Below are 26,635 nucleotides of genomic sequence, written 5' to 3' on the forward strand. Positions count from 1 at the left end.
CCCACACCTGTGAACCAGGGTGAAGGACCCAGGTGGGCCCGTCCGGTCGGACTCGGGGGAGTGACCGGGCGGGCCTGCCGACCGCACTGCTCGATTCACAAGGGGAGTTGACGATCATGGGCGACGAGCTCAAGCCGCAGGACCTGCACGCCACCACCGAGCCGCTCGAGACCAAGGACCTCCACGCCACGGACGAGGGCGCCGTCAAGAAGCAGGACCTGCACGCCACCGAGGAGCCGCTCGAGGTCAAGGACCTGCACGCCACGTCGGAGCCCTTCAAGCCGACGAAGTAGACCTTCACCACACGGGGTTCGGCCGCGGCGGCGCGGAGGGGGAGCCGTCGCGGCCGATGTATGTCCGCGGGCGGGCGTCGTCACGTCACAACGGAACGACCCGCACGCCGGGCCCGCACAGCTTTGCCATGTCGTCCTCGTCGGACGTGAAGAGCACCACACCTGCGGGCTGCCGGTTCGCGATCACGGCCAGGGCCGCGTCGATGGCGTACTTGTGACCGTGCAGGCCCGTGTCCTGGAGCAGGGCGACAGCGGCGTCCGCGACCTCCCGGGTCACGGGTTCCACCACGACACGCGACATCGCCCACGCCCAGGCGGCACGCTTCAGCCGGCCGTGGTACGCCTCGATCAGCGTCATCGAGCTGGTCACGACGCGGATGCCGGAACGGTGCGCGTCCTTGAGCCGCGCGAGCATGACCCGGTCACCCAGGACCGTCCTGGACAACGCCTCGCAGTCGAGCACGTAGCAGGACGGCACCACTAGCTCGCCCTCCGGTGCGGCTCGCCGACTCCCGTGCCCTGCGCGGTGAAGTGGCGCTCGAACTCCCTGCGCTCGGCCTCCGCAGAAGCGAGCTCATCCTCGGTGACGAAGCCGTGCTCCTCCTCCAGCCAGGTCACCAGCTCCCCCAGCCGGTCCTGCTCGCGCTGGCGCTCTATGGCCCGCGTGACATAGGCGCTGAAGCCGCCGGATCCGACCTCCTGCCGGATCTCCTCGGCGAGCTCCTCCGGCAGCGTCACGGTGTACTTCTTCGTTGCCATACCACTTACCATACCGGCCTGGAGTGTCGTCGGCCCGACGTGGTGCGCAGCCGACCGAGGCGCGCGATAGTGGGTCCGCGCGGATCACCAGTCGGCCCACTCCCGAAGGCGGCCCCCATGCCCGGCGAGCAGCCCCACCTGTACGAGACCCTCGACGAGCGGTTCCGGTCGGGCAGGTGCCAGGCGGGGGACTCGCGGCTGGAGACGCTGTACGACGGGTGCCGGTGGGCCGAGGGGCCCGTGTACGTGCCCGCCGGGCGGTATCTCGTGTGGAGCGACATCCCCAACGACCGGCTGCTGCGGTGGGACGAGACCACCGGGGCCGTGGGGGTCTTCCGCTCCCCCGCCGGGTACCCGAACGGCAGCACCCTGGACGTTCAGGGCCGGCTCATCACCTGTGAGCAGGGCAATCGGCGGGTGACCCGGACCGAGCACGACGGCTCGGTCACCGTGATCGCCGAGCGGTACCGGGGCAAGCGGCTCAACAGCCCGAACGACGCCGTCGTGAAGTCCGACGGATCGGTGTGGTTCTCCGACCCCGAGTTCGGGATCGCCACCGACTACGAGGGGCAGCGCGCCGAGAGCGAGATCGGCGCCCGGGACGTCTACCGCGTCGACCCCGCGAGCGGTGAGGTGCGGCTGGTCGCCGACGGGTTCCAGGGGCCCAACGGGCTGGTCTTCTCGCCGGACGAGCGGCGGCTGTTCGTGTCCGACAGCGTCGCCAACCACATCCGCGTCTTCGACGTCCGCGAGGACGGAACCGCCCTGGCCGGCGGCGACGTCTTCGCCGCGTGCGGGCACGGCACCTTCGACAACATCCGGTTCGACGACGAGGGGCGGCTCTGGGCCGCCGCCATGGACGGGGGCGTGCACTGCTACGACCCCGACGGCACGCTCCTCGGCCGCATCCTGGTGCCCGGCACCGTCGCCAACGTCCGGTTCGGCGGTGCCCGGCGCAACCGCCTGTTCATCGCCGCCGACACCACCCTCTACTCGCTGATGATGTCGGTCACCGGGACCCCGGCCCTGCCGGTCAGCCGGTGACCGCGTCCCGCAGGGCCCCCTTCACGACCTTCCCGCTCGCGTTGCGCGGCAGTTCCGCGACGAACTCCACCGCTCTCGGGACCTTGTAGTTCGCCATCTCCCTGCGGGACCAGGCGATCAGGTCGTCGGCGGTCAGCAGGGCGCCGGGGCGTCGTACGACGTAGGCCCGGCCGACCTCCCCGAGCCGGGCGTCCGGTACGCCGATCACCGCCACGTCCGCGACGTCCGGGTGGAGGCCCAGGAGCTGCTCTATCTCGGCGGGGTAGGCGTTGAAGCCGCCGACGATGAACATGTCCTTGAGGCGGTCGGTGATGCGCAGGTTGCCGGCGGGGTCCAGGACACCGATGTCGCCGGTGCGCAGCCAGCCGTCCGGCGACAGCACCTCGGCGGTGGCCTGCTCGTCCTCGTAGTAGCCGGCCATGACGTTGAAGCCGCGCACCAGCACCTCGCCCGGCATGCCGGGTCCCAGGGGGCGGCCCTCGGGGTCCACGACCCGCACCTGCGTGCCGGGGACGGCCCGGCCCGACGTGGACGCGATGACCGTCGGGTCGTCGCCGCGCCGGCACATCGTGACGACACCGCTCGCTTCGGAGAGGCCGTAGGCGGTGAGGACCGTGCCGACGCCGAGTTCGGTGCGCAGGCGCTCCACGAGACGGAGGGGCACGACCGCCGCTCCCGTCACCACCAGGCGGAGGGCGGAGAGGTCGTGGGCGTCGCGAGCGGGGTGGTCCAGGAGGGACTGGAGGAGGGTGGGCGGGCCGGGGAGTACGGAGACCCGCTCCGCCGCGATGTTGGCCAGAACCGTGTTCACGTTGAACACCGGCTGGGGGATCATCGTCGCGCCCCGCATGAGGCAGGCGATCACCCCGGCCTTGTAGCCGAAGGTGTGGAAGAAGGGGTTGACGATCAGATAGCGGTCGCCCCGGGTGAGGCCCGCCAGGTCGCCCCAGATGTCGTACGCCCGCAGCGTCTGGTCGTGGGTGATGACCGCGCCCTTGGGACGGCCCGTCGTGCCCGAGGTGAAGATGATGTCCGAAGGCCAGGTCCCCCGCACGGCCGCCGACCTTTCCCGCACCTCCGCCGACCCCACCCCCTCCCCGCCTGCCAGGAAGTCCTTCCAGGTCAGGAAGCCGGCCGGGGCGTCCTCCGAGAGGACGACCGCGTGCTTCAGGGCGGGCAGGCCGGGCAGCGGGCCGTCGCCCGGGCCCTCCCCCGCCGCCCGGCGCAGGGACGCCACGTACGACGTGCCGAGGAACGTGCCCGTCACGAACAGCAGCCGGGCGCCGCTGCGGCGCAGTACGTCCGCCGCCTCGGCGCCCTTGAAGCGGGTGTTCAGCGGCACGAGCACCGCACCCGCCGAGACCGCGCCCAGGGCGCCGACGATCCAGTCGAGCGAGTTCGGGGCCCAGATGCCGACCCGGTCGCCCGGCTCGACCCCGGTCGCCAGGCAGGCCGCCGCCGCGCGCTCCACGCGTGCGCCCAGTTCCGCGTAGGTGACGCGGGTGCGGCCCTCGACGACCGCCTCGACGTCCGCGTACCGCTCGGCCGCCGCCCTGACCAGGCCCGGAACGCTTCCCCATGCCGTATCCGCTCGCACAGCACGCCTCCCCACGCCATAGGAGCTGACTACCCGTCAGATTATCTGTAATCTGACGACCTGTCAGCGACCGTTCGGCCCCGGAGGTGCGCGCAGCATGGCAGCAGGATCGGGAGGCCTCAAGGACGCCACCGCTCTCGTCGGCATCGGCCAGACGCCCTTCGCCAAGCGGCTCCCGGAGGACGAACGCACCCTCGCCTGCCGTGCCGTCCTGGCCGCTCTCGACGATGCCGGGATCGCGCCCGGTGAGGTCGACGCCCTCGCCTCCTACACCATGGAGGAGACGGACGAGGTGGAGCTGGCGAAGGCCTGCGGCTTCGGCGACCTCACCTTCTTCAGCAAGGTCGGCTTCGGGGGCGGGGGTTCGTGCGCCACCGTCGCCCATCTCGCCGCCGCCGTCGCCGCCGGACAGGCGAGCGTCGGGGTGGCCTGGCGGTCCCGCAAGCGGGGCAGCGGGCCCCGGCCCTGGACCAACACCGCCGTCCAGCTCCCGACCCCGGCCCAGTGGACCCGGCCGTACGGGCTGCTGAGGCCCGCCGACGAGATCGCGATGCTCACCCGCCGCTACCTGCACGAGTACGGCGCCACCCGGGACCACCTGTTCAACGTCGCCCTCGCCTGCCGCAACCGGGCCAACCAGAACCCCGCCGCGATCATGTACGACCGGCCCCTCACCCGCGAGATGTACATGACCTCCCGCTGGATCAGCGAGCCGCTCTGCCTCTTCGACAACTGCCTGGAGACCGACGGGGCGCTGGCGTGTGTCGTGGTCTCCGCCGAGCGCGCCCGGGACTGCCGGCGCAGGCCCGTCTACGTCCACGCCGCCGCCCAGTCGCTCCCCGCCCAGCACCACGGCATGGTCAACTACTGGAACGACGACCCCCTCACCGGCCCCGCCTGGACCGCCGCCCGGCACCTGTGGAAACACTCCGACCTGGCCCCCGAGGACATCGACGTCGCCCAGATCTACGACGCCTTCACGCCCCTGGTCCTGCTCTCCCTGGAGGGCTACGGCTTCTGCGGGCGCGGTGAGGGCGGGGCGTTCACCGAGGGCGGGACGCTGGAGATCGGCGGGCTGTTGCCGGTGAACACCGGCGGGGGCGGGCTGTCCGAGGCCTACGTCCACGGCTTCAACCTCATCAACGAGGGGGTCAGGCAGCTGCGCGGGACCAGTACCGCGCAGGTGCCGGGCGCCTCCACCTGTCTGGTCACGGCGGGTGAGGGGGTCCCGACCTCCGCCCTGCTGCTGAGGAGTTGAGGAGCTGCTCATGCTGCGTCCCGTCCCCGACACCGACGGCGCCCCCTTCTGGGAGTACGCCGCACAGGGCGAACTCCGCGTCCAGGCCTGCGCCGACTGCGGCGAGCTCCGCTTCCCGCCCCGGCCCTGCTGCCCCGGCTGCCAGTCCTTCGACAGCGAGTGGCGACTGATGTCCGGCCGGGGCCGGGTCTGGTCGTACGTCGTCGCCCATCCGCCGCTGCTGCCCGACTACGCCGCGCAGGCGCCCTACAACGTGGTCGTCGTCGAGCTGGACGAGGCGCCCCGCATCCGGCTGGTGGGCAACCTGGTCACCGGGGCCGGCCGGCCCCTCGGCTCCCTCCCGCCGGAGAGCCTGCGCATCGGCGCCCGGGTGCGGGCCGTGTTCCACGAGGGCCTTCCCCAGTGGGTTTTGGAGCGGTCATGAGCAGTGTGCTCGTGCGGGCCGACCGGGACAGCGGGGTCGCGGTCGTGACGCTGAACCGGCCCGAGCGGCTCAATGCCATCGACCTCGCCATGGCCGACGAACTCGTCGCCGCGTGGCACGAGTTGCGGTTCGACGACGCCGTGCGGGCGATCGTCCTCGCCGGGGCCGGCGAGCGCGCCTTCTGCACCGGCATCGACCGGGACGCCGTCGTGCCGCAGCCGAACTCGCCGTACGCGCAGGACGATCCGCTGCTCGGCATCGGGCCGAAGGCGAACGACCTGTGGAAACCGGTCGTCGCCGCCGTGCACGGCATGGCCTGCGGAGGGGCCTTCTATCTGCTCGGCGAGGCGGAGTTCGTCGTCGCGGACACCACCGCCTCCTTCTTCGACCCGCACACCACCTACGGCATGGTCAGCGCCTACGAGTCGGTCCTGATGGCGCAGCGCATGCCGTACGGGGAGGTCGCGCGGATGGCGTTGATGGGCACGGCGGAGCGGATCTCGGCGCGGCGGGCGTACGAGGTGGGGCTGGTGTCGGAACTCGTCGCGGAGGGGGAGGCGTTGCGGGCGGCGACCGCGTGCGCCGCCGTGCTCGCCGGGTATCCGACCGAGGCCGTGCAGGGAACCGTGCGGGCGCTGTGGGCCGCGAGTGAGGCGGGACGTTCGCAGGGGATCGCGCAGGCGCCGCATCTCATCGCACTCGGGAACGCGGCGGGTGAGCGGCAGGCCCGGCTGTTCGCGGGGCGGTCGCGGGAGTACCGGTTGCGTTAGGGAATCGTTTCCCCCTACACGCGTATGCTCGGGGCGTGGTTGAGCATCGGATGATCGACGTCAATGGCATACGACTGCACATCGCGGAGCAGGGCGAGGGCCCGCTCGTGGTGCTGCTGCACGGCTTCCCGGAGTCCTGGCACTCCTGGCGGCACCAGTTCGGTCCGTTGGCCGAGGCCGGTTTCCGGGTGGTGGCGCCCGACCAGCGCGGGTACGGCGGCAGTGACCGCCCCGAGGACGTGGCCGCGTACAGCATCCTCCACCTGGTGGGGGACGTGGTCGGGCTGATCCACGCGCTGGGCGAGGAGCGGGCGTTCGTCGTCGGGCACGACTGGGGCGCGCCGGTGGCCTGGCACACCGCGCTGCTGCGGCCGGACGTGGTGCGGGGAGTGGCCGGACTGAGCGTGCCGCCGCCCTTCCGGGGCAGTCGGCCTCCGCTGGAGACCATGCGGGAGCGGTTCGAGGGCCGCTTCTACTGGAACTACTTCAGCCGGCCCGGCGTCGCGGACGCCGAGTTCGCCGCCGACACCCGGACGACCCTGCGCAAGCTGCTGTACTCCGCCTCCGGTGACGCGCCGGACGCCGGGCGCCCCGAGCAGGCCCTGGTCGACCTGGAGCGCGGCTGGCTCGCGGACGCGCCGAACCCCGAGGTGCTGCCCGAGTGGCTCACCGAGGAGGACCTCGACGTGCTCACCGAGAGCTTCGAGCCGGGCTTCACCGGCGCGCTCAACTGGTACCGCAACCTGGACCGCAACTGGGAGCTGACCGCCCCCTGGCAGGGCGCGGTCGTGTCCCCTCCCGCGCTGTACGTGTACGGCGACCGGGACCTGGTGCCGGCCTTCCCGGGAACGCCCGAACTGATCGAGCAGCTCCCCGAGTTGATGCCGGACCTGCGCCGCAAGCCGCTCGTGCTGCCGGGCTGCGGCCACTGGACGCAGCAGGAGCGGCCCGCCGAGGTGAACGAGGCGCTGACCGACTTCCTGACGGAGCTGCGGGACTGACGTCCCGCCAGTCGTTCGTCCCGTCGGCCGTTCGTCCCGTCGGCCGTTCGTCCCGTCAGTCGTCGACGAGGGCCTGGCGGTCGACCTCGCAGTGGTCGACCGAGTCCACCAGGCCCGAGCCGCCCACCCGGACGTCGACGGTGGCCGTGCCGTTCGCGGGGACCGTGACGTCCCCGTACCGGTCGACGACGGTGATGCCCCGGTCGTCCTCGAAGGTGACCGAGACGGAGAAGCCGGCCTTGCGGCCGTTGGGGTTGCGGACCTCGACGGTCGCGTAGGGGGCCGTCGGGGTCGCGCAGCTCACCAGCTTCGCCGTGCCGTCCTTCAGGGCCTTGCCGCTGCCGGAGCCGGAGGAGGACGTCGGCGTGGAGCCGTAGTTCGGCCGGCGGGTGTACGAGCTGCCGCCGCCGCTCGCGTCATCATCGTCGTCAGAGCCGTACGCGCCGCCGCTCGGACCGCCGGAGCCGTACGAGCCGCCGCTCGACGTCGACGACCTCGAACTGTCGTGGTCCTGGCCGGCGCTGCTGCACCCGCCGCCTCCGCCGCCGCTGTGACCGTGGCTGCCGCCGCGGCCCCGGCCGGACGAGAAGCCGGTCAGTGCCAGTACCACCAGGACCAGCACCGCTGTGAACCTGAGCCTGCGCCCCCGTATCCGCATGGCGGAGAGCCTAGTGATCGCCTGTCACGGTCATGTCACTGCGTGGCGACCGGCGCGTACCCGGCGTAGCGTCTCCGGTGGGAGCGGTGAACGGGCCGCTCCCCGAGAAGCGACGGCCGCCGTCCGGAGCCCCTTCCGTACGCCGGTACGACGGCCGTCCCGGGCCGGTCAGGCGGTGCGCGCCGTGCCCGTGCCCTTCTCCGCGTCCAGTGCGTACACGCAACGGTCCTTGCTGCACGCGTACACCACCCCGTCCCGCACGACCGGGGAGCCGGTGATCTCGCCGCCGGTGGCGAGTTTCCAGCGCAGCCGGCCGTCGTCGGCCTTCAGGGTGTAGAGCAGGTGGTCGGTGGAGCCGAAGTGGATCCGGCCCTCCGCCACCGAGGGGGCGCCCACGATGTCGCCGCCCGCCTGGAAGCGCCACTTGGGCGTGCCGGTGACCGCGTCCAGGGTGTAGAGGCCCTTGCCGCTGCCCACGTGGACGTGCCCGGCCGCGACCAGGACGGGATCGACGGAGGAGCGGGACTCGGTGGCGATGCGCCAGCGGTCGCGGCCGTCGGTGGCGTCGAGGGCGTAGACCGTGCCGAGGTAGTCGGCGAGGTAGATGCCGCCGCCGGTGACGGCCGGGCCGGGGACGAAGGTGGGCGGGCTGAGGAACACGGCCGGGGCCTCGAAGTGCCACTTCACGTGCCCGGCGGCCACGTCCAGGGCGAGGACGCGGGTGCCGGCGCAGACGTAGACGTAGCCGTCGGTCGCCTGGGTGAGCCGGATCGGGACGCCGCCGCAGGAGGCCGCGTCGCCGATCGGGTACGACCAGCGCTCCTCGCCGGTGCGGGCGTCCAGGGCGCGCAGCCGGGCGTCCTGCCACACGTAGACCGTGCCGTCGTGCAGGACGGGTCCGGCCTCGGGGGACTCGAAGTCGGACTGGCAGCCGGTGATCTCCCAGAGCTTCTGGCCGCCCGAGGCCTCCCAGCCCTGGACGCCGCCGCCGCGGGTGCCGGTGACGACGGTGCCGCGGCCGGCCTGGAGCGAATAGACCCAGGCGTCCGTCTGCAGGCGCCACAGGTCGGCGCCCTCACGGGCGTCCAGGGCGAACAGCGTGGGCCCGTCGGAGGCGTGGATACGGCCGTCCGCGACCGCCATGGACCAGGCGACGTCCCGGGTCTTGAAGCGGCGGCGGCCGGTGGCGACGTCCAGGGCGTGCACCTCGAAGGAGGTGACGTAGACCAGGTCGTCGGCGACCGAGGGCGTGCCCCAGACGTCGTTGGACATGCGGAAACGCCAGGGCCGCCAGCCGCCGGCCTGCTCGGGCGGCGCGGCCGGGGCCGGGGGCGCGGCGACGGCGGGGCCCACGGCGGGGTCGGTGCCGTTGACGCCGGGGCGGGGTTTGGACCAGGAGGCGGCGAGGGCGGCCTCGGGAAGGGGCGCCTTGACGGCGGCGGCACGCACGTCGGCGACGCGCGGGCCCGGGCCGATGGGCACCGGGGCGCCGGCCAGCCGGACGGGGCCGGTGTCGGGTCCGCCGGCAGGGGCGGGCACGGGCGCCTGGACGACGGGGTCGTGCGAGGGCGGGGGCGGGATGGGCGCGGGGCCCGGGGCGGGGCGAGCGCCGCCGCCGTGGCCGGCGCCGGGGGCGGGCTTGCCGGCCGGGCGGCCGTTGCGGCGGGACTCGATCAGGCCCACGGCCCGCTCGGGCAGCCAGGCGGAGGCCGTGCCGCTGTCGTCGGAGCCGGAGCCGAAGAGGTGGGGGGCCAGCTGGGACTGGAGGTCGGCCGGGTTGGGGCGGGCCGTCGGGTCCATCTGCATACAGGACTCGATGAGCGGCCGCAGTTCGTCCGGGAGCCCTTCGAGGTCCGGGCCCTCGCGCAGCAGCATGAAGACCGTCTCGACCGGGTTGGCACCGTGGAAGGGCGGGTGCCCGGTGGCGGCGAAGACCAGCATGGAGCCGAGGGAGAAGACGTCGCTGGCGCCGGTGACGCTGCGGGAGTCCTTGGCCTGCTCGGGCGACATGTAGGCGGGGGTGCCGACGGCGACGTTCGTCATCGTCAAACGTGTGTTCGATACGCCGGAGGCGATACCGAAGTCGATCACCCGGGGCCCGTCCTCCACGACGAGGACGTTCGACGGCTTGAGGTCCCGGTGCACCAGACCCGCGCCGTGGATGGACTGGAGCGCCTCGGCCACACCCGCCGCCAGCCAGCGCACCGCCTGGGCCGGCATCGGGCCGCAGTCGTTCACTATCTCCTCGAGGGAGGGCGCGGGGACGTACGCGGTGGCCAGCCACGGCACGGCGGCGCGCGGGTCGGCGTCCACGACCGCGGCCGTGTAGAAGCCGGAGACGGCGCGGGCCGCTTCCACCTCACGCGTGAAGCGGACCCGGAACAGCTGGTCCTCGGCCAGCTCCGTCCGGACGGTCTTGATCGCCACGCGCCGGCCGGACGCCGAACGCGCGAGATAGACCAGCCCCATGCCGCCGGCACCCAGCCGTCCCAGCACCTCGAACGGCCCGATCCGCCGCGGATCGTGCTGCGTCAGCTGATCCACCACTCTGCCTGCCACCTCCCCGTACGAGCCGCGCCAAGCCACATGTTCCACGCGACCCCGTGCAGCGTCTCACCACCGCACCGCCATGGCGGCACGCACCCTGATTCTTCCTGGCCCGAGCCCTGGTTGCGAACCCGGTGACAATTGGGATGTCTCGGCATGTAAGTGATCAAACGATGAGCAAACAATGCCTGTTCAGCGGTGCAGCAACGCGAAGGACGCCCCCTGATTGTCCGTGACGACGGCGACCTCGCCGTACGAGGTCTCGAAGGGCGGGGCCTGGACCCGGCCGCCGAGCCGCTTCACGTCCTCCAGCGCGGCCGGTACGTCCTCGACGGCGAAGTGCACGAGGAAGTGGGGCGGCATCCGGTCGGAGAACACGTCGGAGACGGGGGCACGGCCGACATCGGGCTCGGCGTCCGGCCCGAACAGGGCCTCCTGGAAGAGTTCGCCGTAGAAGGCGTTGGCCGCCTCGGTGTCGCGGGCGTACAGCTCGGCCCAGGCGAAGGTGCCCGGCTCGTGCCGCTTGCCGAAGCCGGGGTGCTCCTCCGGCTGCCACAGGGCGAAGACGGCCCCCTCGGGGTCGGTGACGAGCGCGGTGACGCCCAGTTCCCCGGCCGGAACCGGGGCCGAGACGATCTGCCCGCCCGCGTCCCGGATGCGCCGGGCCAGGGCCGGCGCGTCCGGGGTCGCGAAGTACACCGTCCAGACGGTGGGCAGCCTGCCGTCCACCTTGCGGACCAGGGCGGCCACGGGTTCGCCGTCCTTCAGCGCCTGCGCGAAGGAGCCGAACCAGTCCTCGAAGGTCCACCCGAAAAGTTCACCGTAGAACCGCTTGCCCGCCTCGACGTCGGGAAGCTGCGCGTCCACCCAGCAGGGGACGCCCTCTCCGTACACCGATGCCCTGTTTTCGGCCATGCCGCCAACGTAACCGCGACTGCCGCAACCCGCAGACCAGGCGCACCAGCCTCCGCCCTCCCTTGCACCCCATTTGCAGTCGGCCGAATCGCGCCCCGATCACGCCTCGGTAAGCTGACGGCATGACAGGACAAGTGCGTACCGTCGACGGCCGCGTGGCCGGCCGACGTGGGCAGGCGACCCGGCAGAAGCTGCTCGACTGCCTCAGCGAGATGCTCAGCTCCTCCCCGTACCGGGACGTCAAAGTCATCGATGTCGCCCGGAAAGCGGGCACTTCGCCCGCGACCTTCTACCAGTACTTCCCGGACGTCGAGGGCGCCGTCCTGGAGATCGCCGAGCAAATGGCGACCGAGGGCGCCGCGTTGACGGAGCTCCTGGAGGGCCGCTCCTGGGCCGGCAAAGCCGGCTGGCAGACGGCGCAGGAACTCGTCGACGGCTTCCTGGACTTCTGGCGCAGGAACGACGCCATCCTCCGGGTCATCGATCTCGGCGCCGCCGAGGGCGACAAGCGCTTCTACAAACTCCGGATGAAGATCCTCAACTCGGTGAACAACTCCCTCGCGGACGCCGTCGCCGAGCTCCAGGCCAAGGGCAGGGTCGACAAGGACGTGAACCCGGCGGCCGTCGCCGGTTCACTGGTCGCGATGCTCGCGGCCGTCGCCTCCCACCAGAAGGGCTTCTCCTCCTGGGGCGTGAAGCAGGCCGAACTGAAGCCGAACCTGGCCCTGTTGGTGCACCTGGGCGTCACCGGCCGGAAGCCGACGAAGTAGCGCGGCGCAGCGGCCTCTTACGTATCCAAGTCCTGTCTGGCAGGCGGTGGTTCACCCGGGTGGACCACCGCCTGTTGCGCTTTTCTGCCTCCGTACGAGCCGGAACACCCGGATCTCCCGCTCCACCCGCGCCTGGTACGCCGCGTACGGCGGCCAGAACGCCAGCAGCGCCTGCCACGCCGCCGCCCGCTCCTCCCCCGCCAGCAGCCGGGCCGTGACCGGGACGTCCCGGCCCTTCCAGCTGATCTCCGCGTCGGGATGCGCGAGCAGGTTGTGGCTCCAGGCCGGGTGCCCCGGCCGTCCGAAGTTGGACCCGACGAGGATCCAGCAGCGCCCGTCGTCCTCCGGCATACAGGCCAGGGGGGTACGACGGGGCAGCCCGCTTCTCGCCCCGGTCGAGGTCAGCACGACGCCGGGCAGCAGTTGCGCGCTGAGCAGCACCTTTCCCCGGGTGAGCCGGTGGACGGCCCGGTCGAGGGCGGGCACCACGTGCGGCGCCACGCGCGCGAAGCCCCTGGTCGACGACACCTTCTGCACCACGCGCGCACCCCTCATGTGCCGGCCTCCTCGAAGACGTGTGCCGCGTCGGCCGCGTGCGCCCGCAGCCGGTGCACCGGCCCGAACAGCAGCTCGTCGCCCGCGGCACGCTTGAAGTACAGGTGAGCCTCGTGCTCCCAGGTGAATCCGATGCCGCCGTGCAACTGGATCCCCTCGGCGGCGGCACGGCGCAGGGCTTCGAGCGCCTGGGCGAGGGCGAGAGGGCCGGCCGCCTCTCCCCGGGCGGGGGCGGTGGCCTCGGCGGCGGCCCAGGCCGCGTAGTACGCCGCCGAGCGGGCCGCCTGGACCTGGACGTAGGCGTCGGCCAGCCGGTGCTTGACCGCCTGGAACGAGCCGACCGGCCGCCCGAACTGCTCGCGCTGCCCCACGTACTCGACGGTCCGCTCCAGCACCCGGCCGGCGGCCCCCACGGCCTCGGCGGCGAGGCAGGCGGCGGCGCTGTCGCCGAGCCGGGCGAGGGCGGGGAGGACGTCGACGTCCTCGCCGCCCAGCAACTCGGCCGGTGTGTGTCGCAGTTGGAGACGCCCTTGCGGACGGGTCGCGTCCAGGGCGGTCCGCCGTACGCGGGTGAGGCCCGCGGCGTCGGCGCGCACCAGGAAGAGCAGCACACGGGAGCGGGCGAACCCCCCGGCGTGCGCGGCGATCACAAGGAGCCGGGCACTGTGGCCGTCGAGAACCTGGTCGACCTGCCCGTACAGCTGCCAGCCGCCCTCCGCACGCCGGGCCTGCACACCCCCGGCCCGTCCCCCGCCGGCCCACTCCCCGCGCCGGTCGTGGCCGGTGAGCGCGAGGGCGGTGGCGAGGGCGGACCCCGGCACGGCGAGGGCGGCGGTGAGTCCGCCGGAGGCGATGCGCGGCAGGAGCTCGGCGCGCTGGGCACCGGTACCGAGGGCGAGCAGCAGCGGGGCGGTGAGGACCGCGGTGGCGAGCAGCGGGGTGGGGGCGAGGGCCCGGCCCGTCTCCTCGCAGGCCAGGGCCAGTTCGGTCACCGTGCAGCCGGCACCGCCGTGGGCCTCGGGCAGGGCCAGTCCGGGCAGGCCGAGCTGTCCGGCGAGGGTGGTCCACAGGGCCGGGTCGTGTCCGGCCGGGGTGTCGACGGCGGCCCGCAGCTCTTCCGGTCCGCAGCGCTTGCCGAGCAGTTCGCGCAGGGTGCGGCGGATCTCGTCCTGTTCGTCGGTGAAGCGGGCGTCCATGGGGCACCTTCCCTCCGCATCTGACGGTGCGTCATATTAGGGCGGCGGAACAGGGAAGCCCAGAGCCCTGCCGCGCCCGCGCATATCTGATGTACCGTCAAATTCATGGTGGCCCGGAGGAAAGTGGCCGTCGTCGGCGTGGCCCTCTCGGACTGCGGCCGCGTGGACGACGCGACCCCGTACGCCCTGCACGCCCAGGCGGCCCGCCGCGCCCTGGCCGACGCGGGCCTGGACCGGTCGCTGGTCGACGGCTTCGCCTCGGCGGGCCTCGGCACCCTGGCGCCCGTCGAGGTCGCCGAGTACCTGGGCCTGCGCCCCACCTGGGTCGACTCCACCTCCGTGGGCGGCTCCACCTGGGAGGTCATGGCTGCCCACGCGGCGGACGCGATCGCGGCCGGGCACGCCCGCGCGGTACTCCTCGTCTACGGCTCGACGGCCCGCGCGGACGTGAAGGCCGGCCGCCGCACCGGGACGCTGTCCTTCGGCACGCGGGGCCCCCTGCAGTTCGAAGTCCCCTACGGCCACACCCTGATCGCCAAGTACGCCATGGCGGCCCGCCGCCACATGATCGAGTACGGCACGACGATCGAGCAGCTGGCGGAGGTGGCGGTGCAGGCCCGGGCCAACGCGGCCCTCAACCCGGAGGCGATGTTCCGCACCCCGGTCACCGTCGACGAGGTCCTGGCCGGGCCCGTGATCGCGGACCCCTTCACCAAGCTGCACTGCTGCGTCCGTTCCGACGGCGGGGCGGCGGTGCTGCTGGTGGCGGAGGAGTACGTACGGGACTGCCGTACGCCGCCGGTGTGGGTGCTGGGGACCGGGGAGTACGTCTCGCACGCGGCCATGTCCGAGTGGCCGGACTTCACGGTGTCGCCGGCGGCGGTGAGCGGGCGGCTGGCGTTCGAGCGGGCGGGGGTGCGGCCGTCGGAGATCGACTTCGCCGAGATCTACGACGCGTTCACCTACATGACGCTGGTGACGCTGGAGGACCTCGGCTTCTGCGGGAAGGGCGAGGGCGGGGCGTTCGTGGAGAAGGGGCGGCTGCGGGTCGAGGGCGGTGAGCTGCCGGTGAACACCGACGGGGGCGGGCTGTCGGCCCAGCATCCCGGGATGCGGGGGCTGTTCCTGCTGGTGGAGGCGGTGCGACAGCTGCGCGGGGACTGCGGGGAGCGGCAGGTGCGGCGGGGCGACGACGGGGGGCTGCCGCGGCTGGGGGTGGTGTGCGGGACGGGTGGGTGGTTCTGCTCTTCGGGGACGATGGTGCTGGGGGCGGGGTGAGAGGAGCCGGGTAGGGGCCCTTGCGTGCGGCCGCTCGGCGCGCCTGCCGGTCCCGGCCTGAAAGACAGCGCTCTCCCCAGGCGTAAGGGGTGCATCCCGGCAACTACCAAGTGGTAACCCTGCAGGGTGCACCCCCTACCCTTGCCGGAAACCGTCGTGTGGGATGACCTGAAGCACACAGGACACACGGGACACCCGAGCAGCACGACAAGCACCACAACCGAAGGGGGAGCCGTGGCACGAACGCGGGCGCAGGCCCTACGCAACGTCGCCGAGGCCGTCGCATCCGGCACCGATCCGCGGGCCGCGGCGCAGGAGGAACTGCGCCGCCGCACCGGACTCGGCAACGCCGGCGGCCAGGAAAGGAACACGCGGTACGCGGGCTCCCAGGACGGCGACGACGAGCGGTACGAGACCGAGAGCGAGGGCATGGACCCGGCCGACTTCCCGGCGGCCCGGGAGCAGGGCGGTTCCATCGCCACCGTCATGCGGCAGAAGACGGTGCCGCTGGACGAGGCCGGGGAGGCCCTCGGCCGCAGCGAGCAACTGCACGAGCAGGGCGAACCGGTGCACGCCATCTGCCCGATGGTGATGCCCAAGGGCCGCTCCTTCCTGTCCATGCTTCCGGTGCTGTCGCTGCTGGTACTGGGCGCGGTGGGCACCGCGGTCGTGTCGGCGGTGGGCGCCGGACCGCTCACCAACCCGCTGTTCGGGCTGCATTACTGGATCATCGCGCTGCTCGCCGTGTTCTTCGTGTGGTGGCGGCAGGGCCTGGTGATGGTGCCGGAGGGCAGCCAGGCGCTGATCACCCGGTTCGGCAAGCTGGAGAAGGTCGTCGGCCCCGGTCGCGTCACCCTGCTGAGCCCCTGGAAGCGGGTGTCGTACATCGTCAACACCACCCGCGAGTACCCGTTCAACGCGCCCGTGCGCGAGGCCCCCACCAAGGGCGGCGTCAAGGCGTCCATCGATCTGTTCATCCAGTTCCGGATCAGTGACCCGGTGGAGTTCGTCTACACGCTGGGCGCGGTGCGCGGCTTCGAGGAGAAGCTGAGCAACGCCGTCAGCGAGACCATCCGCAGCCTGATCTACGAGCAGGAGGCCGCCGGTATCTACGACATGGTCGGCGAGGACACCGGCCGCCTGCTGGAGCAGCTCAACCAGCAGTTCCGGCCCGCCGTGGAGCTGACCAACGCGAACATCACGCACGCCGAGCCGTCCGACCGGCGCTACCGGATGGACCTGGCCGCACCCGAGATGGTCCGCGTGGCCAAGGAGGCGTACACCCACGAGTACGCCCTCCAGCTCCGCAAGCAGCAGGACGAGGGCGACCTGACCAGGGAGCTCGCCTCCAGCCACGAGACCCTCTCGGCGATCCAGGCCGACATCGCCCAGTACCAGGCGCAGATGGACACCGCCGTGGAGCGGGAGACCAACCGCGCCGAGGCGACGGCCCGCCAGCGTTACGTGCAGGCCGAGTCGGAGGCGAAGGCCAACGCGGCACTGCTGGAGGCGCAGGCCCTCGACATCCGTGCCGTCACCGCGGCCGAGGCACCCGAGATCCTCGAGTACCGCTACCAGCAGCAGGTGCTGGACACCCTGGAGCAGGTCGCCGACCACCTGCCTCGCCTGGTGCGCATCGGCGGGGGCGGCGCGCACGGCGTCGGCGGCGCCGGGATCGACTTCCTCGAACTGGCCCGGGAACTGGTCGGCGAGCGCGGCGCGGAACTGTTCACGGACGAGGACATGGCGGCCGTCCGGGGCCGCCTGGGGGAGGTGTCCGAGCGCATCGCCGCCCGCCAGGACGAGATAGGCGCCCTGCTGGCCGCCGAGCGGCCCACAGTGCCGCAGATGCCCGACGAGGCCGGCGCACCGGTTGAACCCGGTGCCGCGAGTGCGGCACCACATGCCGCGGAGGAACCGTCCGCCGTGTCCGAGGAGGACCAGCAGTGAGCACCGCCCGTATGAGCCGCCGCTCGGTCATCGCCGAGGCGGTGGCCCCCTGGAACGACATCGCCCGTCTGCTGCGCGGCGGCGAGGCCGACACGCTGATCCCGGTCATCATCCCGCGCCACCGCCGCCGCCTGTGGTGGATGCTGCCGCTCTGGCTCGGCGTCTACGCCCTGCTGGCCGGCGTGATGCTGTCGCTGCGCGAGGCGGACTCCGACGGCGCCGCCGATCTCGCCTACGGCACGCTGGGCACCCTGTGCTACGTCGCCGGCGTGGTCATGCTGCTGGCCGGCGGCCTGTGGTGGTGGCGTTCGTCGATCGTCGAGATCGAGCAGGGCACCCACGGCGTGCTGACCCGCTACGGCGCCGTCACCCGTACCCTGGACGCCGGCCGGCACTACCTGTGGCACCCGTGGTCACGCGTCGACTTCGTCGTCGACACGGCCACCGAGATCCCGTACTCGGCGCCCGTGATGGCCTGTCCGACGCAGGAGAACGTGCCCCTGCGGTCCATCGAGTTCTTCCTGAAGTTCCGCATCACCGACGCGGTGCTGTTCGTCCGCACCATCGGCGCGGGCAACTTCGACCTGGTGCTGTCCAGCGCGGTGCAGGACGCGATCCGGCAGCGGGCCCGCAGGATGCGCACCGAGCGCGCCTACGACCTGCGCGGCTCGGACGTCGCCGACATGCAGGAACTGCTCAACCGCCAGCTGTCCGGCTACGGCGTGCGCATCACCGGCTCCAACATCCCGGACGTGCAGCTGCCGACGCAGTACCAGCAGCACCTGGCCACCCGCGAGCGGGTCTCCAAGGAGCGCACCGCCTACGACCAGGAATGGGGCCTGATCCGCAAGCGCCGCATCGACAGCCTGGGCATGGACATCGAGCGCGCCAAGAAGGTCCGCGACGCCCGGATCGTCGAGGTGAAGGCCGCCCTGAACAGGGCGCGCGAGCAGGTCGCCCAGCTGCTGGAGCAGCAGGAGACCCAGGCGCAGCGCGTCCGGTTCGAGATCGAGACGCGGGGGCGCAGCGGCCTCATCGCCGCCGAGAACGAGGCCCGCGCCCAGCGGGCCCTGGCCAAGGCCTACCGTGACAACCGGGCGGTGCTCCAGTACGAACTGGCCCGCCGGCGCCTGGACGTGGGCGCCCAGCTCGCCGGGAAGGCCCCGCAGCCGGTGGTCGTCCGCACGGACGGCACAGGCACCGACACCTCGGCCCTGACCACGCTGCTCACCGCGCATCTGCTGCCGCAGCTGACGGCACCGCCCACGGACGGCCGGGTGCGGCTCGACGACCGCGTCCGGTACGGCGACGGCGACGGCGACGCACGCTGACGGACGCCTTCCAAGCGATCCCGCCCCGAGCGGGAACGACGCCGGACTGACCGCTGCCTCGCAGGAGGTGGCGGTCTTGTCGTATCCGGTGGCGATGCCGCGGCAGGCTTTGCCGAACGTCCGCTCCGGGGCTTGTTGCGGCAGCCGGATCTGACGTACCGTCAGATTCGGCTGTCGGGCGGCGATGCGGGAGCATGGCATGGACACGATCTGGCTCACCGGGGCGGAGTGGCTGGCCGTGCTGCGGATCGGGCTCGGGCTGTGGTGGCTGGAGAGCTGGCGGCACAAGGACCGCAAGGCCTGGTTCGCGCGCGGCACGGGCATCGCCTGGGCGGCGGGGATAGCCGCCGAGCACCGCTGGAAAGCCGTCCGCTCGGGCTTCGAGACGGCGGTCGCGCCGCACCCGCGCGTGATGGCGTACGTCGTCGTCTACGCCGAACTCGCCCTCGGACTGGGCCTGATCACCGGCTTCCTCACCCCGGTCGCCCTCGCGGGCGGCTTTCTCCTCAACGTCCTCTACTTCACGCTGATGATCCACGACGTGGCCGAGCAGGGGCAGAACGCGATGATGGCGCTGATGTCGGTGGTCGGGCTGTTCGGGATGTCCTGGCAGACGTGGTCGCTGGACAGCGCGCTGGGACTGTTCTGATGACCGGCCGCCACGACCTGCCCGAGCCCGACACCTTCACCCGGACGTACTGGGACGCGGCCGCCGAGGGCCGGCTGCTGATCCGCCGCTGCCGGGCCTGCGGCCGGTCCCACCACTACCCGCGCGAGTTCTGCCCCCACTGCTGGAGCGAGGACGTCACCTGGGAGCCGGCGAGCGGCCGGGCCACGCTCTACACCTGGTCCGTCGTCCACCGTAACGACCTGCCGCCCTTCACCGAGCGCCTCCCCTACGTCGCCGCCGTGGTCGATCTGGCCGAGGGGCCGCGGATGATGACGGAGATCGTCGGCCCGGGGGAACCGTCGGCCGGAGCGGAGCTGCGGGTGGGGTTCCGGGAGGGGATCCCGGTCTTCCGGCTCCTGCCCGGCGCGGCCGGCAGGTGAACGGCGCCGCCCCACGCGCTTGAATGGCCTCATGGCCCCCATACGTGACCACTCCCCGACCGGCCCCCACCCGGAACTGAACGGCCACGGACTGCGCCTGCGCCCCTGGGACGCCGGGTCCGGCTCCGACGTCGACGCCTGGCTGCATGGGATGCGGGACCCCGAGTTCCGGCGCTGGAACACCCCGCTGCGGCCGGTCACGGACCGCAGGAGCGCCCGGGAGTCGCTGCTGGCGCGGGAGCAGAGCGCCGCCGAGGGCACATCGCTGTCGTTCCGGGTCGCGGACGCGCGCAGCGACACGGCACTGGGGCACATCGGCGTCAATGAGATCAAGTACCACCTGAGGGTCGCCCGCGTCGGCTACTGGGTCCTGCCCGAGGCCCGTGGCCAAGGCGTGGCCACCCGGGCCCTCCTGCTCGCCACCCGCTGGGCCCTCACGGACCTCGGGCTGCACCGCCTGGAGCTGGATCACGCGGTGGGGCACGAGGTGTCGTGCCGGATCGCCGAGCGGTGCGGCTTCGCGTACGAGGGCACGTTGCGCGGGGCGATTTTCCAGGAGGACCGCCACGACGCGTTCCGGGACGCCCACCTGCACGCCCGCCTGGCCACGGACCCGGACCCGGCGGGTCCATGAGGGCCTGGAGCCGGACGGGAGTGTGGTGCAGGTCACTCGGCGCGTGCGATCAGTTGGTCCCGTCGCCCCGGTCATAACCGGCGACACCAGCGAAGGGACCACCGAGATGACCGCACCCGTGAAGGGCCCCGCGAGCTACTTCCCCTCCATCGAGAAGAAGTACGGCCGCCCGATCGCCGACTGGCAGGCCCTCATCCGCTCCTCGCCGCTGACCCGGCACCTGGAGATCGTCAACTGGCTCAAATCCGAGCATGGCCTCGGGCACGGCCACGCCAACGCGCTCGTCGCCCACACCCTCGCCGAGGACAGCGGCAAGTGAGTTGCAGGGGAAGCTAATGGGGAGGTGCCGGGGCGGAGGTCGCGGCATCATGAGGCATGGACACGGAGACCCGCCACTGGCACCTCACTCACGACCTCGACGGCTTCCTGACCCGCGCCGGCGCCTTCCTCCAAGCCCAGCCGGCGCTGCACACCGTCCCGTTGACGGTCACGGACAACCTGCGCAGGCGCGGCCCGCACATCTACGGCGACGGGGTGCCGGAGTTCGGCGTACTGGAACAGGACGGCGTGGTCCGGGCGACGGTCTTCCGCACACCACCGCACCGGATGAACCTCACCGCCCTGACCGCCTCGGAGGCCGAGGCGCTGGCCGCACGACTGGCCGCCCTCGGCCACCGCCTGCCCGGCGTGCACGCCGACCGCGACACCGCCGCCGCCTTCGCCGAGGCCTGGCAGCGGCACACGGGCGCCGAGGCCACGCTCCGACAGCGGCAGCGGCTCTACCGGCTCGGCACCCTGACCGTGCCCCGCCCCGTACCGCCCGGCGGGCCCCGCATCGCCGTCGAGGCAGACCGCGAGCAACTCCTGCGCTGGCACGACGAGTTCGCCGAGGCGGTCGGCGAGGGCACCGTCCGGGACGCCACCGAGTGGGCGGACGCCCGTATCGCCGACGGCGGCATCACCTTCTGGGAGACGCCGGACGGCACGCCCGTGGCCATGGCCGGCGCGACGCCCGAGATCGCCGGCCAGGTGCGCGTCGCCTCGGTCTACACCCCGCCCCACCTGCGCGGCCGCGGCTACGCGGGCGCCGCCACGGCCGAGGTCAGCCGCGCCGCCCTGGCCGCCGGAGCGCAGGAGGTGCTCCTCTTCACGGACCTGGCCAACCCGACCAGCAACGGCCTGTACCAGCGGATCGGGTACCGGCCGGTCGCGGACTTCGCGGTGTACGACTTCACGGGGTGGTCGGCGCCCGCTTGACCTTGGCACAGCGACGAGGCCTTCCCGCGTTGCCCGGGACCCGCAACGCGCCACGGCCCCAGGTCCGGTCACGGCCACAGGAGTTCCCGTGCCCACCCTCCCTCTGTGCTCCGATAGCGGAGCCGTACGTGCCGCCGTGCCTCGTCTCCCTGGAAGAACTCCACTTCCTCCGGCCGCAGCCGGTACAGGGTCCAGGACGGTACGGGAGCCTCCGGCTCACTGCGGGCCCGTTCCCACGCCGACTCCGAGGCGCGTGCCAGCTCCTCCACCGAGCCCAGGATTTCGCTCTGGCGGCCGGTCAGTGCCGCGGCCAGCGCGCCCGTCGAGCGGGCGTGGAGGTCGCCCTGGGCCTCCTCGGACGGGGCGGCCGACACCGGGCCGCGGACCCGTACCTGCCGGCCCAGGACCGGCCAGTAGAAGCCGAGCGCGGCGCAGGGGCGGGTGGTGAGGTGGCGGCCCTTGCGGCTGCCGGCGTGGGACGCGAAGAACCAACCGGTCTCGTCGGCGCCGTGCAGCATGACGATGCGTACGTCGGGCCGGCCGGACTCGTCGGAGGTCGCCAGCGACATGGTGTGCGGCTCGGTCTGCCCGGCCGCCACCGCCGCCGCGAACCACTCGGTGAAGAGGGGCAGCGGGGCGGCGGGGGCGGTCGTCGGGTCGAAGGAGGGCAGTCGCGTGACCTCCGGGTCCCAGACCCGCAGTGACCTCAGCAGCTCATGAAGATCGGTTGACATCCCTCGATTGTCACCCCGGAGGGCTCCTCACACCTGACCGAGGTCCGACGAGACCCACCGCTCCGGCCGACCGACAACACGTACCGGATCGTCGGCTCCAGCCGGTCCACCATCAGCGAGAACCGGCCCGCCATGCCATCGACTCCGCTCCGTCCTTCTACAGTCGTGATCAATCCGAAACCAATTCCGGTCTTGACCGAGACCCATCAAGCGGTCCCGTGATTACGCTCGCGCTCATGGCCGACTCCACACCCCCCACACACGCCTCCGCGCAGCCCACACCCGACCGCCCCGTCTACGTCATCGGCGGCGGCCCCGGCGGGCTCTCCGCCGCGTACGCGCTGCGCGCCCGGGGCATACGGGCCGTCGTCCTGGAGAAGTCCGACCATGTCGGGGCGTCCTGGCGCCGCCACTACGACCGGCTGCACCTGCACACCACCCGCCGCCTCTCGGCCCTGCCCGGGCTGCCGATGCCGCGCGGGTTCGGGCGGTGGGTGTCCCGGGACGACGTGGTGCGGTACCTGGAGAAGTACGCCGAGCACCACCGCCTCGAGATCGTCACCGGCGTCGAGGTGTCCCGCGTCGAGCGCACCGCCGACGGCACGGGCTGGCTGCTGCACGCCACCGGCGGCCGGGAACTGACCGGCGCGGCGGTGGTCGTCGCCACCGGCTACAACCACACCCCGCGCCTGCCGGACTGGCCCGGCCGCGCCGCCTTCACCGGCGAGTTCCTGCACGCCGGTGAGTACCGCAGCGGCAAGCCCTACGCCGGCCGGGACGTCCTCGTCGTCGGAGTCGGCAACACCGGCGCCGAGATCGCCGTCGACCTGGTGGAGAGCGGTGCCTCCCGGGTCCGGCTCGCCGTGCGCACCGTCCCCCACATCGTGCGCCGTTCGACCGCCGGCTGGGCCGCCCAGTACAGCGGCGTCCTCGTCCGCCGGCTGCCGGTCGGCCTGGTCGACCGGATCTCCCGGGTGCAGGCCAAGGTGGCCGTGCCCGACCTGTCGGCCCACGGGCTGCCGCGTCCCGACACCGGGCTGTACACGCGGGTGAAGCAGGGGGCCATCCCGGTGCAGGACGTCGGTCTGATCGACGCCGTACGCAAGGGCACGGTGGAGATCGTGTCCGCGGTGGACGGCTTCGAGGACGGCGGCAAGATCGCCCTCGCCGACGGCACCCGGATCTCCCCGGACGTGGTGATCGCCGCCACCGGATACGTCCGCGCCCTGGAGCACCTGGTCGGCCACCTCGACGTCCTGGACGACCGCGGCAGGCCCGTCGCCCACGGCGCCCGCACCCCGAAGACCGCCCCCGGCCTGTACTTCACCGGGTTCACCAACCCGATCAGCGGCAACCTCCGCGAGATGGCACTGGACGCGGTGAAGATCGCCAAGGCCGTCGCGAGGAGCGGCTCAGGGCAGGTGTCCCGCCTGCCGGGCTGAGCACCTGCCCGGCAGCGAAACGCCCCTGAGTCGGTCCGGTCGACAACTTCGCTCGCCCACACCGTTCCTGACGTCGCATCAGTTCAGTAATCTGACAGTGCGTCAGTTAGCGGCTGTCTCACAGGAGCGGGCGGAAACGATGCTTGGATCGACCCACGGCACCCTCACCACCGACTCCCGCCGGACTCGGGCCATCGCCTGTGGCGAGCGGTCCGGGCCCGTCGTGCACGGCAGGCCGGCCCAGTCGGGCGACCTGGACGTCAGCGGACGGCCACTGCACGCCGGCGTGCCCGATCTCGACCGCTTCTTCCGCCCCCGGTCCGTCGCCGTGATCGGCGCCTCGGATACCGAAGGGCGCCCCCGCACCGGTGTCACCCGGCAGCTGATCGACTGGGCGGAGCGGGTCGGCGCCCGGCTGTACCCGGTGCATCCCAGCCGGCCGTCCGTCTTCGGCATCCCCTGCTCCCCTTCCGTCGCCGGTCTGCCCGAACAGGTCGATCTGGCCGTGGTGCTGGTCGGCGACCCACTCCCGGTGATCGAGGAACTGACCGAGGCCAAGGCGCGGTTCGCGGTCGTCTTCGCGTCCGGGTTCGCGGAGACCGGGCCGGCGGGCGAGGCCGCCCAGCGGCGACTGGCCGCCGCCGTCGAACAGTCCGGGCTGCGGCTGCTGGGGCCCAACACCAACCTCAACGCCTTCGAGCGGTTCCGCGACGACCTGGAGGGGCCGGCGATCGCGCTGATCACCCAGTCCGGCCACCAGGGCCGCCCCGTCTTCGCGCTACAGGAACTCGGCATCCGCCTCTCCCACTGGGCCCCCACCGGCAACGAGGCCGACCTGGAGACCGCCGACTTCCTCTCCTACTTCGCCGAGCAGCCCGAGGTCGGCGCCATCGCCTGCTACCTCGAAGGGCTGAGGGACGGCCGCTCCTTCCTGCTCGCCGCCGACCGGGCCGCCCGGCGCGGAGTGCCGGTCGTCGCCGTCAAGGTGGGCCGTACCGAGACCGGCGCCCGCACGGCCGCCTCCCACACCGGCAAACTGACGGGCGCCGACGCGGTGGTGGACGCGGCGCTGCGCCAGTACGGCGTGATCCGGGTGGACGGGCTCGACGAACTCCAGGACACGGCCGCCCTGCTGGCCCGGGCCCGCCCGCCCCGCGCGGACGGGGTCGTCGTCTACTCGATCTCGGGCGGCACGGGCGCGCACGTCGCCGACCTGGCGACCGAGGCGGGCCTGAGCCTGCCGGTCCTGTCCGAGGCCAAGCAGGCCGAGCTGCACCAGTGGATACCCGAGTACCTGAACGTCGCCAACCCGGTCGACAACGGCGGGCACCCGGTCGGGGACGAACGCGGCCGGAAGATCATCGACGCGATCCTCGACGACCCGGGGGTGGGCGTGCTGATCTGCCCGGTCACCGGGCCGTTCCCGCCGCTCAGCGACCGGCTCGTACGGGACCTGGTGGACGCGGCCGAGCAGACCGACAAGCTCGTCTGCGTGGTGTGGGGTTCGCCCGTCGGCACCGAGCCCGCCTACCGCGAGGTCCTGCTCGGCTCCTCCCGCGTGGCCACCTTCCGCACGGTCGGCAACTGCCTCACCGCCGTCCGCGCCCACCTCGCCCACCACCGGTTCACAGCGGCCTACCGCTCCCCCTTCGACGAGGCCCCGCGCACCCTCTCGCCGTCCTACCGCAAGGCGCAGGCCCTGATGCAGCCCGGCCGGCAGCTGAGCGAGCACGCGGCGAAACAGCTGCTGCGGGCGTACGGCATCCGCGTACCGCGCGAGCAGTTGGTGACCAGTGCGGCGGCGGCCGTCCGCGCGGCCGGGCTCGTGGGCTACCCGGTGGTGATGAAGGCCTCCGGCGCCCGGATCGCCCACAAGACCGAGCTGGGCCTGGTGAAGATCGGGCTGACCTCGGCCAGCCAGGTCCGCGACGCCTACCGGGAGCTGACCGACATCGCCCGCTACGAGGACGTCGCCCTGGACGGCGTCCTGGTCTGCCAGATGGTGGAGCAGGGCGTCGAGATGGTCGTCGGTGTCGCCCACGACGACCTGTTCGGCCCGACCGTGACCGTCGGGCTCGGCGGCGTGCTCGTCGAGGTGCTGCGCGACACCGCCGTAGGGGTGCCGCCCTTCGGGGAGGAACAGGCCCGGGACATGCTCGCCGGGCTGCGCGGGCGGGCCCTGCTCGACGGGGTCCGAGGGCGGCCGGCGGCGGATCTGGACGCGCTGGTCGAGGTCGTCCTGCGGGTGCAGCGCATGGCCCTGGAACTCGGCGACCAGCTCGCGGAGCTCGACATCAATCCGCTGATGGTCCTGCCCCAGGGGCAGGGCGCGGTGGCGCTGGACGCGCTGGCGGTGTGCCGCTGATGACGCGGGCCGCGCTGCTGCACACGACCGGCGACCACGTCCTCTTCCTCACCCTCAACCGGCCCGAGAGCCTCAACGCCCTCACGCCCGGGCAGCGCGAGGACATCATCCGGCTGCTGTCGGAGGCCTCCGCGGCGGCGGAGGTGCGGGCCGTGGTGATCACGGGGACGGGCCGGGGCTTCTGCGCCGGGGCGGACCTCCGGGCCGCCGGCACTCCCGGCGAACGCCTCGCGGGCGATGTCGCCCGCACCCTGCGCACCGGCGCCCAGCGCCTGATCGCCGCCGTACTCGACTGCGAGAAGCCGGTGATCGCGGCGGTGAACGGCACGGCGGCCGGTCTCGGCGCGCATCTGGCGTTCGCCTGCGATCTGGTCCTGGCGGCCGAATCCGCCCGCTTCATCGAGGTGTTCGTACGGCGCGGACTGGTTCCCGACGCAGGCGGGGCCTATCTCCTCCCGCGTCTCGTCGGGCCGCAGCGCGCCAAGGAGCTGATGTTCTTCGGCGACGCGCTCACCGCTGCGGACGCCGAACGCCTCGGGCTCGTCAACCGGGTCGTCAGCGACGAGGAGCTGGAGAGGACGGCGCGCGCCTGGGCCGAGCGTCTCGCCTCCGGCCCGACGCGCGCCCTCGCCCTGACCAAGCAGCTCGTCAACGCCTCCCTCGACACCGACCGCGCCGCCGCCTTCGCCGCCGAGGCCGCGGCGCAGGAGATCAACATGACGACGGCGGACGCGCAGGAGGGCGTACGGAGCTTCGTGGAGCGGCGGAGCCCGGAGTACGGGGGCCGCTGACTCCGCCTGCCCCTTC

Annotated in this window: 27 protein-coding genes; 18 read left to right on the top strand and 9 right to left on the bottom strand. The window is 72.7% G+C overall.

Annotation, left to right across the window (positions count from 1 at the left end):
- Window positions 1–116 precede the first annotated feature (116 nt).
- Window positions 117–293: a hypothetical protein gene (locus G3I77_RS15630; protein WP_248504172.1), complete on the top strand. Its 177-nt coding sequence runs from the start codon at window positions 117–119 to the stop codon at window positions 291–293.
- 85 nt (window positions 294–378) lie between these two features.
- Here the strand turns inward: G3I77_RS15630 and G3I77_RS15635 are convergent, their stop codons facing one another.
- Window positions 379–708, bottom strand: a complete 330-nt coding sequence (locus G3I77_RS15635; protein ID WP_374385397.1) for a hypothetical protein — start codon at window positions 706–708, stop codon at window positions 379–381.
- A 65-nt stretch (window positions 709–773) separates the two neighbouring features.
- Window positions 774–1,052 carry a hypothetical protein gene (locus tag G3I77_RS15640; protein ID WP_248504177.1) on the bottom strand — a complete coding sequence of 93 codons (279 nt, stop codon included), beginning with the start codon at window positions 1,050–1,052 and terminating at the stop codon, window positions 774–776.
- Between the two features lie 117 nt (window positions 1,053–1,169).
- On the opposite strand from G3I77_RS15640, the gene G3I77_RS15645 reads away from it, so the two are divergent.
- On the top strand, window positions 1,170–2,096 hold the full coding sequence (locus G3I77_RS15645; protein WP_248504179.1) for an SMP-30/gluconolactonase/LRE family protein: 927 nt from the start codon (window positions 1,170–1,172) through the stop codon (window positions 2,094–2,096).
- On the opposite strand, the gene G3I77_RS15650 is transcribed toward G3I77_RS15645, so the two are convergent.
- Window positions 2,086–3,693 carry a FadD3 family acyl-CoA ligase gene (locus G3I77_RS15650; protein ID WP_248504181.1) on the bottom strand — a complete coding sequence of 536 codons (1,608 nt, stop codon included), beginning with the start codon at window positions 3,691–3,693 and terminating at the stop codon, window positions 2,086–2,088. The two genes, G3I77_RS15645 and G3I77_RS15650, sit on opposite strands and share 11 nt — an antisense overlap.
- A 97-nt stretch (window positions 3,694–3,790) precedes the next feature.
- On the opposite strand from G3I77_RS15650, the gene G3I77_RS15655 reads away from it, so the two are divergent.
- The 4 genes from G3I77_RS15655 to G3I77_RS15670 are packed head-to-tail and all read left to right on the top strand — an operon-like array spanning window position 3,791 to window position 7,146.
- Entirely contained in the window at window positions 3,791–4,951 is a 1,161-nt protein-coding gene (locus G3I77_RS15655) for a lipid-transfer protein (RefSeq protein WP_248504183.1), read from the top strand.
- A gap of 10 nt (window positions 4,952–4,961) precedes the next feature.
- The gene (locus tag G3I77_RS15660; protein WP_248504185.1) at window positions 4,962–5,375 is read left to right on the top strand and encodes a Zn-ribbon domain-containing OB-fold protein; all 414 of its coding nucleotides are present in this window, start codon (window positions 4,962–4,964) and stop codon (window positions 5,373–5,375) included.
- The gene (locus G3I77_RS15665) at window positions 5,372–6,145 is read left to right on the top strand and encodes an enoyl-CoA hydratase/isomerase family protein (RefSeq protein ID WP_248504187.1); all 774 of its coding nucleotides are present in this window, start codon (window positions 5,372–5,374) and stop codon (window positions 6,143–6,145) included. Before G3I77_RS15660 ends, G3I77_RS15665 begins: the two co-directional genes overlap by 4 nt.
- Window positions 6,146–6,195: 50 nt before the next feature.
- Window positions 6,196–7,146, top strand: a complete 951-nt coding sequence (locus G3I77_RS15670; protein ID WP_248504265.1) for an alpha/beta fold hydrolase — start codon at window positions 6,196–6,198, stop codon at window positions 7,144–7,146.
- 55 nt (window positions 7,147–7,201) lie between these two features.
- Here the strand turns inward: G3I77_RS15670 and G3I77_RS15675 are convergent, their stop codons facing one another.
- The 3 genes from G3I77_RS15675 to G3I77_RS15685 all read right to left on the bottom strand — a co-directional run bounded on the left by G3I77_RS15675 (window position 7,202) and on the right by G3I77_RS15685 (window position 11,266).
- Window positions 7,202–7,804, bottom strand: coding sequence for a hypothetical protein (locus G3I77_RS15675; RefSeq protein WP_248504189.1), 603 nt, complete (start codon window positions 7,802–7,804; stop codon window positions 7,202–7,204).
- A gap of 168 nt (window positions 7,805–7,972) precedes the next feature.
- The gene (locus G3I77_RS15680) at window positions 7,973–10,351 is read right to left on the bottom strand and encodes a serine/threonine-protein kinase (RefSeq protein WP_248504191.1); all 2,379 of its coding nucleotides are present in this window, start codon (window positions 10,349–10,351) and stop codon (window positions 7,973–7,975) included.
- Between the two features lie 192 nt (window positions 10,352–10,543).
- A complete protein-coding gene (locus tag G3I77_RS15685; RefSeq protein WP_248504193.1) occupies window positions 10,544–11,266 on the bottom strand; it encodes a VOC family protein in 723 nt (240 codons plus the stop codon).
- 134 nt (window positions 11,267–11,400) lie between these two features.
- Between G3I77_RS15685 and G3I77_RS15690 the strand changes: the two genes are divergently transcribed.
- Window positions 11,401–12,036 (top strand): TetR family transcriptional regulator, encoded by a 636-nt coding sequence (locus G3I77_RS15690; RefSeq protein ID WP_248504267.1) that lies wholly within the window; start codon window positions 11,401–11,403, stop codon window positions 12,034–12,036.
- A 51-nt stretch (window positions 12,037–12,087) separates the two neighbouring features.
- Here G3I77_RS15690 and G3I77_RS15695 read toward each other — a convergent pair whose 3' ends face one another.
- Window positions 12,088–12,591 carry a nitroreductase family deazaflavin-dependent oxidoreductase gene (locus G3I77_RS15695; protein ID WP_248504195.1) on the bottom strand — a complete coding sequence of 168 codons (504 nt, stop codon included), beginning with the start codon at window positions 12,589–12,591 and terminating at the stop codon, window positions 12,088–12,090.
- Entirely contained in the window at window positions 12,588–13,787 is a 1,200-nt protein-coding gene (locus G3I77_RS15700; RefSeq protein ID WP_248504197.1) for an acyl-CoA dehydrogenase family protein, read from the bottom strand. The genes G3I77_RS15695 and G3I77_RS15700 overlap by 4 nt, the downstream gene beginning before the upstream one ends.
- Window positions 13,788–13,892: 105 nt before the next feature.
- Here G3I77_RS15700 and G3I77_RS15705 point away from each other — a divergent pair, with 105 nt between their 5' ends.
- The 8 genes from G3I77_RS15705 (at window position 13,893) to G3I77_RS15740 (ending at window position 21,287) form a co-directional block, all read left to right on the top strand.
- Window positions 13,893–15,065, top strand: coding sequence for an acetyl-CoA acetyltransferase (locus tag G3I77_RS15705; protein ID WP_248504199.1), 1,173 nt, complete (start codon window positions 13,893–13,895; stop codon window positions 15,063–15,065).
- Between the two features lie 234 nt (window positions 15,066–15,299).
- Window positions 15,300–17,015, top strand: a complete 1,716-nt coding sequence (locus G3I77_RS15710; protein ID WP_248504201.1) for an SPFH domain-containing protein — start codon at window positions 15,300–15,302, stop codon at window positions 17,013–17,015.
- Window positions 17,012–18,346, top strand: coding sequence for an SPFH domain-containing protein (locus G3I77_RS15715; protein WP_248504203.1), 1,335 nt, complete (start codon window positions 17,012–17,014; stop codon window positions 18,344–18,346). Before G3I77_RS15710 ends, G3I77_RS15715 begins: the two co-directional genes overlap by 4 nt.
- A gap of 199 nt (window positions 18,347–18,545) precedes the next feature.
- Window positions 18,546–18,995 (top strand): DoxX family protein, encoded by a 450-nt coding sequence (locus tag G3I77_RS15720; RefSeq protein ID WP_248504204.1) that lies wholly within the window; start codon window positions 18,546–18,548, stop codon window positions 18,993–18,995.
- A complete protein-coding gene (locus G3I77_RS15725; protein WP_248504205.1) occupies window positions 18,995–19,396 on the top strand; it encodes a Zn-ribbon domain-containing OB-fold protein in 402 nt (133 codons plus the stop codon). Before G3I77_RS15720 ends, G3I77_RS15725 begins: the two co-directional genes overlap by 1 nt.
- 31 nt (window positions 19,397–19,427) lie before the next feature.
- Complete coding sequence (locus G3I77_RS15730) at window positions 19,428–20,030, top strand: GNAT family N-acetyltransferase (protein ID WP_248504206.1); 603 nt, start codon at window positions 19,428–19,430, stop codon at window positions 20,028–20,030.
- Window positions 20,031–20,136: 106 nt separating this feature from the next.
- Window positions 20,137–20,349: a DUF4287 domain-containing protein gene (locus tag G3I77_RS15735; RefSeq protein WP_248504207.1), complete on the top strand. Its 213-nt coding sequence runs from the start codon at window positions 20,137–20,139 to the stop codon at window positions 20,347–20,349.
- Between the two features lie 56 nt (window positions 20,350–20,405).
- Entirely contained in the window at window positions 20,406–21,287 is an 882-nt protein-coding gene (locus tag G3I77_RS15740; RefSeq protein ID WP_248504208.1) for a GNAT family N-acetyltransferase, read from the top strand.
- Between the two features lie 68 nt (window positions 21,288–21,355).
- On the opposite strand, the gene G3I77_RS15745 is transcribed toward G3I77_RS15740, so the two are convergent.
- Window positions 21,356–22,021 (bottom strand): pyridoxal 5'-phosphate synthase, encoded by a 666-nt coding sequence (locus G3I77_RS15745; RefSeq protein ID WP_248504209.1) that lies wholly within the window; start codon window positions 22,019–22,021, stop codon window positions 21,356–21,358.
- 236 nt (window positions 22,022–22,257) lie between these two features.
- Here G3I77_RS15745 and G3I77_RS15750 point away from each other — a divergent pair, with 236 nt between their 5' ends.
- From G3I77_RS15750 to G3I77_RS15760, 3 genes are all read left to right on the top strand, one after another.
- The gene (locus G3I77_RS15750) at window positions 22,258–23,463 is read left to right on the top strand and encodes an NAD(P)/FAD-dependent oxidoreductase (protein ID WP_248504211.1); all 1,206 of its coding nucleotides are present in this window, start codon (window positions 22,258–22,260) and stop codon (window positions 23,461–23,463) included.
- 139 nt (window positions 23,464–23,602) lie between these two features.
- Complete coding sequence (locus G3I77_RS15755; protein ID WP_248504213.1) at window positions 23,603–25,828, top strand: acetate--CoA ligase family protein; 2,226 nt, start codon at window positions 23,603–23,605, stop codon at window positions 25,826–25,828.
- Window positions 25,828–26,619, top strand: a complete 792-nt coding sequence (locus G3I77_RS15760; RefSeq protein WP_248504269.1) for an enoyl-CoA hydratase/isomerase family protein — start codon at window positions 25,828–25,830, stop codon at window positions 26,617–26,619. The genes G3I77_RS15755 and G3I77_RS15760 overlap by 1 nt, the downstream gene beginning before the upstream one ends.
- Window positions 26,620–26,635: the final 16 nt, after the last annotated feature.

This window comes from Streptomyces sp. D2-8, assembly GCF_023184515.1.
GTDB lineage: Bacteria > Actinomycetota > Actinomycetes > Streptomycetales > Streptomycetaceae > Streptomyces.